Source organism: Streptobacillus canis, from assembly GCF_009733925.1.
GTDB lineage: Bacteria > Fusobacteriota > Fusobacteriia > Fusobacteriales > Leptotrichiaceae > Streptobacillus > Streptobacillus canis.
In genome coordinates this window covers 1-15903 of sequence record NZ_WOEI01000017.1, presented here as the reverse complement: position 1 = coordinate 15903, position 15903 = coordinate 1, and the positions used below count along the sequence as shown (strand labels likewise).

Annotated in this window: 18 protein-coding genes; 1 reads left to right on the top strand and 17 read right to left on the bottom strand. The window is 25.6% G+C overall.

The annotated features are described in order from the left end of the window. Positions 1-176 precede the first annotated feature (176 nt). The 15 genes from GM111_RS05270 to mnmA are packed head-to-tail and all read right to left on the bottom strand — an operon-like array spanning position 177 to position 14077. Positions 177-1403, bottom strand: a complete 1227-nt coding sequence (locus tag GM111_RS05270; RefSeq protein ID WP_156299856.1) for an aminopeptidase — start codon at positions 1401-1403, stop codon at positions 177-179. 52 nt (positions 1404-1455) lie between these two features. Continuing rightward, positions 1456-2007, bottom strand: coding sequence for a DJ-1/PfpI family protein (locus GM111_RS05265; protein ID WP_156299854.1), 552 nt, complete (start codon positions 2005-2007; stop codon positions 1456-1458). 1 nt (position 2008) lies between these two features. Continuing rightward, a complete protein-coding gene (locus GM111_RS05260; RefSeq protein WP_156299852.1) occupies positions 2009-2326 on the bottom strand; it encodes a hypothetical protein in 318 nt (105 codons plus the stop codon). A gap of 7 nt (positions 2327-2333) precedes the next feature. Further along, positions 2334-4043: a phosphoenolpyruvate--protein phosphotransferase gene (gene ptsP / locus GM111_RS05255; protein WP_156299850.1), complete on the bottom strand. Its 1710-nt coding sequence runs from the start codon at positions 4041-4043 to the stop codon at positions 2334-2336. Then, positions 4036-4758, bottom strand: a complete 723-nt coding sequence (locus GM111_RS05250) for an ankyrin repeat domain-containing protein (protein WP_156299848.1) — start codon at positions 4756-4758, stop codon at positions 4036-4038. Before GM111_RS05250 ends, ptsP begins: the two co-directional genes overlap by 8 nt. Before the next feature lie 41 nt (positions 4759-4799). Continuing rightward, positions 4800-5537 (bottom strand): tRNA (guanosine(37)-N1)-methyltransferase TrmD, encoded by a 738-nt coding sequence (trmD, locus tag GM111_RS05245; protein ID WP_156299846.1) that lies wholly within the window; start codon positions 5535-5537, stop codon positions 4800-4802. 1 nt (position 5538) lies between these two features. Beyond that, on the bottom strand, positions 5539-6030 hold the full coding sequence (rimM, locus tag GM111_RS05240; protein ID WP_156299844.1) for a ribosome maturation factor RimM: 492 nt from the start codon (positions 6028-6030) through the stop codon (positions 5539-5541). 1 nt (position 6031) lies between these two features. After that, complete coding sequence (locus GM111_RS05235) at positions 6032-6682, bottom strand: hypothetical protein (protein WP_156299842.1); 651 nt, start codon at positions 6680-6682, stop codon at positions 6032-6034. Between the two features lie 7 nt (positions 6683-6689). Continuing rightward, a complete protein-coding gene (locus tag GM111_RS05230; RefSeq protein ID WP_156299840.1) occupies positions 6690-7091 on the bottom strand; it encodes a PTS-dependent dihydroxyacetone kinase phosphotransferase subunit DhaM in 402 nt (133 codons plus the stop codon). Between the two features lie 8 nt (positions 7092-7099). Continuing rightward, a complete protein-coding gene (locus tag GM111_RS05225) occupies positions 7100-7663 on the bottom strand; it encodes an RNA methyltransferase (RefSeq protein WP_156299838.1) in 564 nt (187 codons plus the stop codon). A 12-nt stretch (positions 7664-7675) separates the two neighbouring features. Beyond that, entirely contained in the window at positions 7676-9406 is a 1731-nt protein-coding gene (locus GM111_RS05220) for an NUDIX domain-containing protein (RefSeq protein WP_156299836.1), read from the bottom strand. A gap of 9 nt (positions 9407-9415) precedes the next feature. Beyond that, on the bottom strand, positions 9416-10684 hold the full coding sequence (locus GM111_RS05215) for a transcription antitermination factor NusB (protein ID WP_156299834.1): 1269 nt from the start codon (positions 10682-10684) through the stop codon (positions 9416-9418). Next, complete coding sequence (locus tag GM111_RS05210) at positions 10681-11196, bottom strand: hypothetical protein (RefSeq protein WP_156299832.1); 516 nt, start codon at positions 11194-11196, stop codon at positions 10681-10683. Before GM111_RS05210 ends, GM111_RS05215 begins: the two co-directional genes overlap by 4 nt. Position 11197: 1 nt before the next feature. Further along, positions 11198-12988 carry a hypothetical protein gene (locus GM111_RS05205; RefSeq protein WP_156299830.1) on the bottom strand — a complete coding sequence of 597 codons (1791 nt, stop codon included), beginning with the start codon at positions 12986-12988 and terminating at the stop codon, positions 11198-11200. A 9-nt stretch (positions 12989-12997) separates the two neighbouring features. Continuing rightward, a complete protein-coding gene (gene mnmA, locus GM111_RS05200; RefSeq protein WP_156299828.1) occupies positions 12998-14077 on the bottom strand; it encodes a tRNA 2-thiouridine(34) synthase MnmA in 1080 nt (359 codons plus the stop codon). A 146-nt stretch (positions 14078-14223) separates the two neighbouring features. Here mnmA and GM111_RS05195 point away from each other — a divergent pair, with 146 nt between their 5' ends. Then, positions 14224-14703, top strand: a complete 480-nt coding sequence (locus GM111_RS05195; protein ID WP_156299826.1) for a YbaK/EbsC family protein — start codon at positions 14224-14226, stop codon at positions 14701-14703. Positions 14704-14851: 148 nt separating this feature from the next. Here GM111_RS05195 and istB read toward each other — a convergent pair whose 3' ends face one another. Further along, positions 14852-15505 (bottom strand): IS21-like element helper ATPase IstB, encoded by a 654-nt coding sequence (istB, locus tag GM111_RS05190; protein ID WP_331279612.1) that lies wholly within the window; start codon positions 15503-15505, stop codon positions 14852-14854. 52 nt (positions 15506-15557) lie between these two features. Continuing rightward, positions 15558-15903 (bottom strand): Mu transposase domain-containing protein (locus GM111_RS08245; RefSeq protein ID WP_408022638.1); only part of this gene is annotated, 346 nt, incomplete at its 5' end.

Genomic DNA, 15903 nt, shown 5'->3' with positions numbered 1-15903 from the left:
AACTCACCTTTCCTAGTCAAATATTTCTTTAAATTATACCATATATTGTGATTATTATCAATAAAAAAAGCGAAGTCTAAGAGTACTCTAAAACAAGATTCTATTATACTTAACTACAACTTGAAAGTGTTCTTAAAAATAGAAAAAGGCTACACAATAAATGTAGCCTCATCTTATTATGCCCAGTTTCCATCAACAAAAACCGGTATCTCTTTTCCATCTTCTGTAATTCCAACAATATTTAATGTTGCATCTCCTATCATGAAATCTTCATGAACTAAACTATTATTAACTCCAGCTTTTGAAGCTTCTTCTTCATTCATTGATGTCCCACCTTGAATACAAGTAGGATAAGCTCTACCTAAAGCTAAATGGCATGAAGCATTTTCATCATATAATGTTTCACTAAACATTATATTAGTATTTGAAATAGGTGAATCAAATGGTACTAATGCTACTTCTCCTAAAGATAAAGCTCCTTCATCTGTTTCAAGTAATGTTTTTAATATTTCTTCACCTTTTTTAGCTTCAAATGCAACAACTTTACCATCTTTAAATGTTAATTTAAATTCATCAATTAAATTACCACTATAGTTTAATGGTTTAGTACTATATACTACACCATTTACACCATCTTTATGAGGTAATGTAAATATCTCTTCAGTTGGCATATTTGCTGTAAATTCAGCACCTTTAGAGTTAACTGATTTTCCAGATGTCCAAATATGTCCTTTAGGTAATTCTATAGTTAAATCAGTTCCTTTTTCACTAGTATATTTTAAGTATTTAAATTGCATATCATTTAAATATTTTGCTTTAGTTGTTAAGTTTGCAATGTGATTTTCCCAGTTTTCAATTGCATCTCCATCTATTCTCATTGTATAGAATATAGTTTCCCATAATTTAGAAACTGCATCTTTAACTTCAAGTTCTGGGAATACAACTTTTGCCCAAGCTTCTGTTGCTGCACCAATTACTACCCATGAATTTTCATCACTCATTAATGCTTTTCTTAATCCACTTAACGCTTTTGAATTAGCAATTGTACCTGCTTTTATTTTTTCTTGGTCTAATCCTTCTAAATTATTTGGATCTGATCCTATAATTGAGATAAATACACCATTATTTTTAACACTATCATCATATTGCGCTATTAAATAATCTTTAACATCTTCAATAGTTTCTTTTGAAGCATATTGATATCTTTGTCTTGTTAAAACATCATCTCTCCACATAACTTGTACATCTCCAGCACCTGCTTTATATGCTTCTTCACTTAATAAATATACAAAATCTCTATTTTCAGTCAGGGCTCTAATAACTACCAATTGCCCTTTTTGAACATTAGCTCCAACTTTAATTACAGTTTCAGCATATTTTTTTAATTTTTCACTAAATAACATTTTTACCTCTTTCTAATAATAGAGGATTACTGTAAACAGCAATCCCCTCTCTTTAATAATCTATAATTTGTAATTTTAATTCTTTAACTTTTTCTTCACCTAATAAATATTCAATTACCGCAAATCCTAAATCTTTAGCCGCTGCAACTGATCTTCCTGTAATTATATTTTGATCTTCAATCACTGGCATATCTTCAACTATTGCACCATTTTCAATTAAATCATCTTCAAGACTTCTAAAAACTGTTGCTTTTTTACCTTCTAAGAATCCTAATTTAGCTAAATATGTTGGAGCTGCACAAATTGCAACTACTAGGTTATTTTCATTATAGTATTCAACTAATTTGGTTTCAAGTAATTCAGATTTAAAATATTCTGAAGTTCCTGGACCTCCTGGTAAAAATATACCATCATATTCCATAAAATTAACTTCTTCTAAAACTTTATCACTAATTATTTCAACATTATGTGAACCCTTTATTCCTTTTTGAGTATAAAGGCTAACTAAGTCTACTTCCATGCCTATTCTTCTAAATAAATCAATTGGAAATAATGCTTCCACTTCTTCCACACCATTAAATATCATTACTGCTATTTTTTTCATATTAAGCTCCTAAAAAGTATTTTATTAATATATTTACTGGCCATGCAATTAATGACAGTAGGGCAAATACGAACATTCTATAAATGAATCCCATAGATAATCTATCAGAAAATCTTTTAAATAATACTGACCCTCCAAAAATTGCAAACATAATTAATACTAATCTTACTGGTGTTTGATTTATTACTGATACTGCGAAGAATAAGAAGTAAAAAATATAGTCTAATTTTGAAAATGGTAAATTTTCCATTTCATTAACTTCATTTTTTTGTTCAACTTCTTGTTTCATTTCTTCTTTTTTTGTTTTTAATTTTCTCATATTACTCCTATCTTAATGCGTCAACTACTTCCTCTGGAGTATTTTTACTTAAGATTAAATCTCTATATTTTTGAGCTTCAGCATAATTAGATTCTAATATTTTTTTCTTAACTTGTAATACTGAAGATGCTGACATGCTAAATGCATCAAGTCCCATTCCAAGTAATAATTCTGTAGCTTGTTTATTTCCAGCAAATTCTCCACACATACTTATAGGTATTCCTCTATCGTGTGCAGCATCAATAACTTTTTGAATTGCTTCTAATACTGCTGGGTTAAATGCTGAATATAAGTCAGAAACCATTTCATTTCCTCTATCTACTGCTAAGAAATATTGCGTTAAGTCATTAGTCCCTATAGAGAAGAAATTAACTTCTTTTGCAAATTTATATGCAATAATTGCAGAAGATGGTGTTTCAATCATTATACCTACTTTAATATTTCTATCAAATTTCTTACCAATTGCATCTAATTCATTTTTACATTCTTCTAAAATTACATTAGCTGCTCTAACTTCATTTATTGAAGTAATCATTGGATACATTATTTTAACTGGTCCATAAGCAGATGCTCTTAATATTGCTTTTAATTGTGTTTTAAACATATCTTTATGTACTAAAGAGATTCTAATCGCTCTATATCCTAAGAATGGATTCATTTCTTTTGGTAAATCTAAATAAGGTAATTCTTTATCTCCACCTATATCCATTGTACGTATAGTTATAGGACAGTTTTTCATTTTTTCAACAACCGCTCTATATGCTCTATATTGTTCTTCTTCAGTTGGCATATGATCTGAATTCATAAATAAGAATTCTGTTCTGTATAACCCAACTCCAGTTGCTCCTGCTTCCATAACTGCATCTATGTCTTCAGGTTTACCAATATTACCCCAGATTTCAACTTCATGTCCATCTTTAGTAATTGGTTTTAAATCTTTTATTTTTTTAAGTTCTTCTTTAGCTTTAACTTGTTCTTCTCTTTTAGCTTCAAATTCTTTTACTATTTCTTCACTTGGATTTAAATAGATTTCTCCTTTTTCTCCATCAATAACAATACCTTCTCCATCTCTAACTGCAGAAAGTATTGTTTTAGTTCCAACTACAGCAGGAATTTCTAATGATCTAGCCATTATAGCTGAGTGAGCAGTTTTACCTCCAACTTGAGTTACAAAACCTTTACAGTTTTCTAAATCTAATTGTGCTGTATCAGATGGTGTTAAATCATTTGTTACAACTATAGTATTTGGTTCTAAATTACTTAAATCACTTATTTTAATATTTAATAAGTTTTTTAACCATCTTTTTCCAATATCTTGGAAATCTGCTGCTCTTTCTCTTAAATAAGGATCATCTAATTGTGAAAGCATTAATGAGTATTCATCTATACCTTCTTTTAAAGCATGTGCTGCTTTTAAACCATCTTCCATTATTTTATTTTTAATTTCATCCATTAAATCTTCATCTTCTAATAATAGAATATGTCCATCAAAGATATCCGCCTTATCATCACCCATCTTGATTCTTACTTTTTCTCTAATAGATATAAGTTGAGTTTTAGATTTTTTCATAGCTTCTTCTAGTTTAATTATTTCATTTTCAGCAGTTTCACCTGAAATCATTTTTTCTTCAGGAAGTACTATTTCTTCTTCATGAAACACATAAACTCTACCAATTGCAACTCCTTCAGAAGCTCCAATACCCGTTAATCTAATCATAGTGCTTTTCCTCCATTTTGTTTATTTTTCTTATTTCTTTTATTTTATCCCTAAGTAGTTTAACTATATCTCCCTTACCAAAATTAGCAGCTAAATCTATAGCACTATCACCATTAAAATCCTTATGCAGAGGATTAGAACCATGATCTAATAAATACTTAGTTATTTCATAATTACCTTTAAGTGCAGCATCCTCTAATGGGTGCCACCCATCAACATCACTTTGAAAATTTACCATTTCTGGTTTTTTTTCAACTAGCAATTTGACTGCTTCAAAATTTTCAAAAAATATAGCTGAATGTAAAGGATATTTCCCTAAAATTGGATGTTTAACATTTAAATTAACATCTCTTTTTAATAGCTCTTCTAAAATATATACATTATTATATTCTATTGCTAACATTAATGCTGTATCCCCAAGTCTATTTTTTGAATTAATATCTACTATTTCAACGCCTTTTTTAATAATAGGTGCAAATCCTGGGGCATATGCATTGTCAGGATATATACTTATAGTTCTGTCATCATTCCCAGCTATATATGCCATAGCAAGAGTATTATTTGAAAACTTTATTGAATTAAAGAAATCATTTAATACTTTCTCTTTTTTTTGTTCTTCTTCTAATTTCGCTTTTGAAATTAGGAATTTATCTTCTGCAATTAAATTTATTGAAAAAGTAAAGATAAATACTAGTAGTAATAATATTTTTTTCATACATTCACCACTTTTAATCAATTTTATTTTATTATACCATATTACAATTTATCTATCAACTTTAAAAATTTGTCATATTTTTTCAAGAAATTATCATCTTTCATTTTCTGAACTAATAAATCAGGTCTATTTTCTAAAGTTTTTAAAATAGATCTAAATTCTCTAAACTCATTAATTAGCTTATGATTTCCTGAGGTTAAAACTTCAGGAACTTCCATTTTATCAATAATTTGAGGTCTAGTATATTGAGGAAAACCTAGAAGTCCATTATAGAATGAATCTGTCTCATACGATTCTTTTTTTATAATTCCATCTTTCATCCTTAATATTCCATCTATTACAACTAGTGAAGGTAAATCCCCACTACTTAATACATAGTCTCCAATTGATATTTCTTCATCAACAAATTTATCAATAACTCTTTGATCAAGTCCTTCGTATCTACCGGATATAATACATATATCTTCCATTTTTGATAAATCGATAATTTTTTTTTGAGTTAAAGTTTTCCCTTGAGGTGTTACAAATATTGTATACGGCTTCTTTACTTTTGATTTTCTTAATTCTACAAAATACTTCCAAAATGGTTCTGGTTTAAGAACCATCCCTGCTCCTCCACCAAAAGGTGTATCATCAACTTGTTTATGCTTATTATCTGCATATTCTCTTATATTCACTATATCTATCTCAATTTCTTTTTCATTTGCTCTTTGCATAATTGTTTGAGATAGATACAATTCAAATAATTCATTAAATAAAGTTAAAACCCTTATTTTCATATTATCTCATTCCTTCTAGTAACTCCACTAAAATTTGTTTCTTTTCATCCTGTATTTCAGTTACAAAAACATCAATAAATGGAATTAATATTTCTTTGTCCTCTTTTACAACAACTAAGATTGGATGAGCTGCAGTATCCATAATATCAACAACTTCTCCTATATTTTCTCCTTTATCAATTACACTATAACCTAAAACTGATTCTTCTTCTTCATATTCTGGAATTAAATCAGCTCTAACGTATATTTTATAACCTATTAAATTCTTGGCATCATTAACATTTTTTATTTTATCAAGATCTATTAAAGCTCTTTTGTCAGTTATTCCTTTAACATCTTCTACTTTTGAAATTTTAATATCATTAAAGTCATTTTTTATAATAACATTAAGACCTACTAATTCTAATAAAAGTGGAAATGTTGTGTTTACTTTAACTGTACCTAAAAGTCTATGTGTTCCTGTAATTGTACCAATTAAAATTAAATCTTCCATATTATTCCTCAATTTCTATTTTTTTCTCTGTATTTAACTTAAATGCAAAATATATTCCAGCAATAATCAATATTTTAATTATTATATCTGCTGATAATATAAATTCAATTTTCCCTCCTAAAAGATTAAATATCTCATTAGGATTTATATTTTCTGGATTTAGTTTTGGTAATTCATTTTTTATTAATATAAATATCGCAAAAGTCATAATAGTATAGTAATTTACAAATAATAATACTATATTTATATATAATTCCCTCAATAATGTCATGGAAAAACTAATAGAATTATTAACCCCTAAATCTTCTGCAAAATATAAATAAGGGAAAAATATTAGAAACATTTTTAAAATTAATACCATTGTTAATAATGGAGGTAAAAATATTTGTAATAAATCTATTAATGAATAAAATACAAAATACATAACAGCTTTCTTATAATTTATATTAAAATTCATACTTTTTGATAGAATAATTATAAATGCTATTAATAATATATTTTGCAATAATTTAAATGCAATAAGTATTTCAAAACTGTTATTTTCATTTAACGAAAATTTTATAGTTAATAAATTAAGTATAAAAAATATTATTACAAATACTATGTTTTTCTTTAGTAATTTCCAAATTGTTTTTAAAATTTCTACAAACATCTCTATCTCACTTTATTTTTTTAAAATTAATACTATCTTCAGCAATAGCCTTTAATTTCTTTAAATTCATATTTTCATCATTTGCTACAATAGCAGATACTGTCCCTTCAATAAGTGGACAATCTGCAATTTCAACTTCTACTTCACCATCTAATAATTTAATTGCACCTTTAACAGCATTAATTGAACTACCAAAATCAACTAAAACTAATACACCTTTACCTCTATTAGCTTTTTTTATTACATCTGCAACTATTTCAGGTGTAGTTCCATATGTATCGTAATTTGTTCCACCACCGTTTAATAATTCAAAATCTTCTTGTTTTAATACATTACAAAACTCTAAGAATGCATCTGTCATTGAATTACTGTGACAAACTAAAACTATTCCAATTGTTTCTTTCTTCATAATCCCTCCTATTTTTCTCCAAATAATCTATCAAGTATTATTGCAACTGCAGCTCTTACTGATAAATGATTGTATCTTGTGGTAATTCTTATTGGTTCTAAAATGTAATCTGAACTGTCCATTACTTCTTGTGTAAGTCCCCAACCAGTACCAAATAAAATTAAATATACATCTTCATCATTAAATATTTTTTCACTTAAAGTATCAAAAGATAATGTTTTTTCAAATAATCTTGCTGATGTAGTTACAATTTTAGGTTTTTTTCCTGTTATTTTTTCTATTTCTTCTATACTTTTTTCAATACTATCACTCATAAGTGTATTTTCAAAAGCTTCATTTCTATCTTTATTAAAATCTATTCCGTCACCTTCTTGCCAAAAACCAAGAATTCTTGCTGTTAATTCTTTTTGTGCATCAACAGGTGTAATTATAAAATATTTACTTATATCGTAAGTTCTACATGTTCTAGATATATCATGTATATCAAAATTTGTCACTGAAGTTGCTACAATCTCACTATTTTTATTATATACAGGGTAATGTACTAACCCTAAAAAAACATTTGTTCTCATTTTTTCACCTTTCTAATCGTTAAATATATATAATCTTGCTTCCTGTAATAATTTTCTTTGTGATGAATACGTTACTATTTTAAGTGCATCATTATAACTACACCATTTATATTCACTAATTTCACCTAAATCAATTAGCACATTATGACTAACAGCTTTTGCAAGAAAGAAAGTAACATATTTTAATTCACCCATATTAGTAATGTAAGAAATATTTCTCTTAAAAATATTGGGATCAATAATTGTTGTTTCAAGATTAGTTTCTTCTTTTATTTCCCTAATTGCTGTCATAACTTCTGTCTCGCCTTCTTCAATATGACCCTTAGGGAATCCCCAATTTCCACCTAATATTTTTACTAATAAAAATTCAATTTTGTTATCTTTATTTACCCTATAAACTATTCCTCCAGCTGAGCAAACTTTATCTACATTAAATTTAATACTATATTTTTCTTTAATATATTCAATTATATCTTCTTTCTTATTTGCCAAATTACCCTCATTTACATGTTTATATATATCCTGCCTTATTGATTCCTTACTAATTTCAGTATCTAAACCAATATTATACAAATCTACTAAATTTATATCCAGATCATTTATAAATACAACTTCTCCTTCAAAATATATAGCCTGTATTCTACTTAATAGTTCTAATGTCTTTTTAACAGTTTCATTGTAATCATCTTGATGATGATGAATAAATGAAATGAAATTCAATAATTTAGAAACATTTTTGTTATTTCTAAATTCAAATAACATCCTTTTTACTGTTTCTTTATTAATTATTCTATTAATAATATTACTATAATAAATCAAGTTTTTTATCAAAATAATATCAGTAATATTTACACCTAATTTTTTCAAATAAGTTTCTGCTATAGTCATACTATTAACTAAAAATTTATTATCATCATTATCTTTTTTACCAGAGTATAAGAATAATATCGCATATCCTATTGTTTTATCTTCAAAAACATTATACTTACAATAAACATTATATGTATTAACTATATTTTTAATAGTTTCAAGATTTAGATTTTCACTTGTAAGTTCTGGTATAAATGACTTAAACAAATTATTTTCTAACATTATCTTTAACGACTTATATGAATATTTATCAAATAATATTTTATCCAATAATTTTCCAAACCCATTTACACTTACATTTAATTTTCTAGAATTCCTAAAACTTGCAATTGCTTTTTTCGTTTCATTTGAAAGCTTAAAATTATATTTAGAGACTAAGTATAATGCTCTGAAAATTCTAGTATTATCTTCAGATAATCTTAGAACTTTATCATTTCCAATAATATTTAATTCAAGATTTTCTATATCTTTTAATGAATCATATTTATCTATTAAACCTTTGTTATTGTATGCAAGTGCATTTACAGTAAAATCTCTTCTTGTTAAATCTTCTTCTATATTTTCAACAAATTCAAATTCTTTTGGATTTCTTCCATCAAGTATTCCATTTTCTTTTCTAAATCTAGCAATTTCTATTTTATATTCATCTACCTGTATAGAAATAACTTGATATTTCTCTGAAATTATTATTGGATTATATTCACTTAAAATATGTAATAATTCTTCCATAGGAATATTTGTTGCCATATCAAAATCATTTGGTTTTAAACCTAAGAATATATCCCTTAAGGCTCCTCCCACTAAATATCCTTCACCATATTCATTTAACATATTTAATATTAGTTGTAATCTCTCATCTAAATTTATGTACATATTACAGACCTACTTTTTTCTAAATTTTATCATATAGAAACCATCTAAATACTCATTTTCATATGATATTAAATTACCACCAAATTCATCTTTTATTACTTTAACATCTTCTGGAAATTCAAAATTTATAACTTCTAAATCGCTATATTTTTCTAAAAAATAAGCAACATTATTTGTATTTTCATTTTCAAGTATAGTACAAGTACTATAAACCATTTCTCCACCTTGTTTTAATAATTTATATGTATTCTCAAATATTTTTTTTTGTAATTTTTTTATCGCTTTAATTACTTTCAAATCTATTTCATATACTTTTTCAGGTTTTTTGGTTAATACACCTAACCCTGAGCAAGGAACATCTAGTAATATCTTATCATACATACCTTCTGAAAATTCTCTTCCATCTCCTAATAGTGCTACAAAGTTTGGATAATCTTTTTCAAACTCTTTTAACATAGCTACTTTGTGTTCATGTATATCTGTTGCAATTAGTTTTTTAGGATTATATTTTTGTAATATTGCTAAAGACTTCCCACCTGGTGCTGCTGCAACATCTAAGACTTCATCATTCTCATTAGGAGCTAACATATCTACTACTAATAGTGATGATCCATCCTGTATAACTATATCACCAATTAAAAAGGCTTTTGTTTTTAATATATTGTTATTGTTTAAATAATATACATCTGAAACATTCCATAAAATATCAGTCCCGACAGAATCTAATAATGCCATAAAATCTTCTCTAGAAATTTTTCTATGATTAACTCTCACTGAAAAAGTACTTTTTTCTTTATATCTTTTTAAAACATCTCTAAATTTTTCTTCTCCAAATTGATTTCTAACTTTTTCATAAAACCAAACTGGATATGAAAGTCTAATATTTTCTGGTGTTGATTCAAACAATTCATCTTTTGAATTAACAAAATTTCTTAATACAGAATTTATGAATTTTGCTTGATAAACATTTTCTTCTTTTCCTAACTCTACTGCTTCATAAATTATTCCAGCAACATCTGAATCAGTATATAATATTTGTGCTATACTTAGTCTCAAAATCTGTCTAGTCTTTCTTTTAACACTTCTAGCCATCTTTGTAATAATATGATCGATATACATTAAATTTTTCAAAATAATATTAAGCATATTATTTAAAAAAGCTTTTTCACCTTTAGTATATGAGTTATTATCAAACATATATTTTAATTGTAAATTGCTGTATTTTTTATTCTCTATTACTTCATCTAATAGATTTACTAAATCTTTTTTTATACTCATTTTTTATTCTCCATATTCTCTATTACTATAAATATAATTAGTTGAATAATATATGTAGGCGGTATTAAAAAAGTAATTACTTCAATATATAAATAAATTCCAAAAAGCATATTAATTAAGGGTACAAATATATATTTTCTTTTACCTAAATCAAGCAAATGATAAAGCACCATCATTGATGAAAGAAAATATAAAAATCTTATCACAAATAATAATACAGAAATATAATAATTTTGTACAACCATATCACTTAAATAAAATGAAGAACTAAATGCAGCTTCAAATAAATAAGCAATAAAAGTAGTTGTTATAAAACTTATATAAACTGTTTTATTTTTAGACTTAACTGTTAACAATAAATCAAAATTAGTATATGTAATTGCAAGCATAAAAATCAAACTTGCAATAAATAACACTAAATTAGCTGTTGGTCTACCTGCCATAATATAATAAAATAATGCACCTATAATTACTAAAAATCTATATTTATTTTTTAAAAGAATTTCTTTCATATTACTCACCTCTGTTTTCAAAAACAAAGTTAATTAATCTTCTAATTTCTGGGTTGTCATAGATTTGAAGATTTTTTTCATAAAATACATTCTTATATTCCATATCATATTCAATTCCATAAATATTCATAAAATGAACTATAGATAGAGCTATTAATAATTCATCTTCATTTTTTATTTTAGACGTATAATAATTTAAAAGATAAAGTAAATTCCATTTTCTATGCATATTATTTGAGTCAAAGTCAAAAAATAAACCTAATCTTTTTGCACAATTATATATATCTTCTTTTTCTATGTCAGATTGTATATCAAAAATTCTTATATCAAAGAAATCTTTAATCGCATCTATATATTTATTTGAAATTTCAATTTCATTATTCTGCACAATTACAGGTAACATCATTTTAACTCTTTGTTTTTTCTCACATTCATATCTATATATTGTCAAATATTTTGAGCCTTGATTTTCCTCTTCAAATTTACCGGTAATTATATATTTTAATTTTGGATTTGATTCACTAATTCCCTCAAAGAAAGTATCATCATAATCTCTAATTTTTTCTTTTATAGAAATATCATCTTTACTTAAAGTTATTTGCATTTTAACATTAGTTGATCTATATACCTTTTCAAGTAAAAATATTGGTAATGAATTAATAAATGCTGCTTTTTTTTCTGTTAACTTATCTAATAAAGATGTTGCTATAGGTAAAAACATTATATTTTTTTCACTATTTTTATCAACTAATAATTTTTCATCTCTATTTAAGATATAATAATGCATAGGGTGTGAGATATTAAAATATTTTACCTCTCCCATATTCTTTCCATTTATTAAAGCATCGTAACTTGCAGGAAAATCTGATTTATATTTAAGTTTTAAATATTCTTCTTCAAATTCTGCAATTACTCTCACAATTGATTTATAATGTCTTCTATAAATATATAATTCATTAGTTAATTTTAGTCCTTCTTCATATCTCATCATTTCTTTATAGAATCTAAGAACTAATTTTGTAAATTGCATATCTTTATTTTCAACAGAATATCTCACTAAGATATGATTTTCAAATTCAATATATTGTTTATTTCCAAATAATATATCTGTAATTTCTGAAATTATTTCTGTTTTATAGTTTCCATGATTCAATGCTTTTACTATATACTCATTTCCTTTTTGGAAATTCTTGTTTGCATATTCAACTTTGGCAAAATATATTGCTAATTTATGTGCACCTTCAATATCTGATAATGTTTGCATATATTTATCTTGTACATCATAGTTTTTGTTCTTAAATATTTCCTTAAATTCAGAAATTAATTTATCATTATTAGGATATGAATAAAGACCTTCTAAAATTATTTCAACATACTCTAAATCTAGCCCTGTATAAAGTAATGATAAACCATAATAATAATACATCATAGTACTCATCTCACCTTTATACTCTTCATATAATTCTACAACTTCATTATATGCAGATGATTGAAAATATATTTCAGTTAATACTTCAGTTGATCTTTTTGAATCTTCTTCAAGTTCCCTAAATTTTAAAGTTGGTTCTAATAATTCCTCATACACCTGATAATTTAATCCCACTAATATTAAATTATATAGCATTTCTTTATTATCTATATTTTGATCAATTCTTGGTATTAAGAAATTCTTTATCCATTCTTCTTTAATAACTATTATTTCTTGACCTTTTTCCTCATCATATACTTTTATTTTTTCTTTCTCAACAACTGTTTCTTGCTCTTCTTTTTTATTAAACCAATTCCAGAACATTGTCTCCTCCTATTTTATTATTTGGTCAATTATTCCTCCACCTAAGCATTTTTCACCATCATATAACACTACTATTTGTCCTAATGTTACAGCTCTTTGTTTTTCGTCAAATATTACTTGATATCTATCCTCTCCAACTTTTTCAATAATAGCTGGAACATCATTCTGTCTATATCTAAATTTAACTGTACATCTAAATGGTAGTTCAACTTCATTTATAAAATTAAAATTGTTAGCAACTAGACCTTTTGAATATAAAAGATTATCATCACCTTGTGCTACAACTAATTCATTTTTTTCTACATTCTTATCAACAACAAAATAAGGTTCCCCTGTACCTTCTTTAGTATTTCCTAATCCTATACCTTTTCTTTGTCCAATTGTATAATACATTAATCCATGATGTTTACCTAAAATATTCCCATTTATATCAACAATGTTCCCATCTTGTGCTGGTAAATATTTTGAAAGAAATTCATTAAAGTTTCTTTCTCCAATAAAACATATACCTGTACTATCTTTTTTCTTAGCTGTTTTTAAATTATATTTTTCAGCAATTTCACGTATTTGTGGTTTCTCATATTCTCCAATTGGAAATAAAACCTTTTCAAGTTGTTTTTGACTTAAACCGCATAAAAAATAACTTTGGTCTTTATTATTATCTAGACCTCTTAATAAAACTTTCTCTCCTTTTTCATTAGTTGTAAGTCTCGCATAATGTCCTGTAGCAATATAATCTGCTCCTAATTTATTAGCATAATCTAAAAAAGCTTTAAATTTAATTTCTTTATTACACATTACATCTGGATTTGGCGTTCTTGCAAGCCTATATTCTGATAAAAAGTATTCAAATACTCTATCCCAATATTCTTTAACAAAATTCACTGAATAATATGGTATATCTAATTGTTCTGCAACTGCTATGACATCTTCATAGTCAATATCTGCCATACAAACCCCATTTTCATCTTGTTCTTCCCAGTTTTTCATAAATACTCCTATAACTTCATAACCTGCCTCTTTAAGTAAAACTGCTGCAACAGATGAATCAACACCTCCAGACATCCCTAAAACTACTCTTTTTTTCATATTTATTCCTACTTTCAATATTTTTTACATTATTTATATTATACAATATTTTTTGTATTTAATGCAACAAAATGGCAACGTAAAACTTACTTTAAAAATATATTTTTTTGTGATATTATTTATATATATACTAAGGAGGTATTTTTATGGGAAATGAACAAATGATTTATAATTTATTAAAAGAAATGAATATTGAATATAAAACTTTAGAACATGAAGCAATATCTTCAGTAAAAGATCACTTATTTGAATTAGAGGGGCAACAAGTTAAAAACCTTTTATTAAAGGCAAAAAAAACTAATAATATATATCTAGTTTTAATACATGATGAAAAGTCATTAAACCTAACTGATTTAGCAGAAAAACTAGAAGAAAAAAGACTTTCATTTGCAAGTAGCGATACTATGATAGAATTAACAGGTTGTAAACCTGGTATTTTAACACCATTTGGTTTATTATTCGATAAGGATTATAAGGTTAATCTAATTGTAGATACTGCCATAGATACTTCAACAACAATAGGCGCTCATCCATTTATTAATACTAAAACATTAAATATTCAATTTAAAGATTTTGAAAGATTTTTTGAATATACAGGACATAAAATTAATTTCATAGAATTATAAGGGGCTGTTGAAAAGTAAGAGTTTTTTTCTTCCTCAATAGTCTCCTCAAAAAAATAGAAGGGATTAATCTAAAAAAATTAGATAATTCCTTCTATTTGTTAATGTCAATATAAAAATGTAGTATTTTGTCAAAATAAGAATGTCGTTCTTATTCTTGATAATAATCTCTAACTCTATAAGATTTACCATTAATATTAATAACATTACAATGGTCTAATAACCTATCTAATATTACATTAGCTAATGTATTATCAGAAAATATATTACCCCAATCTCTAAAGTCAGCATTAGTTGTTACTATTGTTGACTTCTTTTCATATCTATCATTAATAAGTTTGAAAAACATTAAGGATTCTTCTTTTGATATAGGGATATATCCAAGTTCATCTATTATTAAAACCCTATACTTACAATAATGTTTTATCCTTTCATTAAACCTCCCTTCTCTACTAGCTTTATTTAATTGATTAATTAAATCATTAAACTTAATAAAGTAAGTAGATATTCCAGTTGATGTTGCTAAATGAGTTTTACCCACTCCACTAGGACCAATAAAGATAATATTTTCAAAATTATGTATAAATCTATGACTTAATAGATCTAATATATCTTGTTTATTTAAATTTTCTTGATAATTAAAATCAAAATCATCTATTTCTTTCTTAAAAGGAAAGCCTGCTATTTTAATCATTGCTGTAATTAAGTTATTTTCTTTATGTCTTATCTCATAATCAGTAAGTTTAACTAAAGTTTCCACAAGAGACATATCACTGTTTTTAAATTCCTCTATGACATCATCTATATGATTTCAAACCTCCTTTAATTTTAAATATTCAAAATTATCAATTAATATTTCATAAACTGTTCTTTCCATTGTTTTCTCCTATTATACATGTATTATTTTTAGAAATTTGATGAAATGTTATTAGTTTTGTGCTACAATACATGTATAACATATCATCTATTTGTTGCACATTGATAATTTTACCTATATATTTAGGTGGTACTGAATATTTCTTTTTATGGTAAGTTATTAAAGATGAATTATCAACTTTTAGATTATGAGTTTTAACCTTATATTGCTTTCTTATACTTTCACATGGTAGTGGTTGTAAGAAAGCTTTTTCTTTTTCTAAATGTTTTACTGGTATCTTTTGATAACTTTGATGGAATCTAATATTTTCTTCATCATTTATCTTT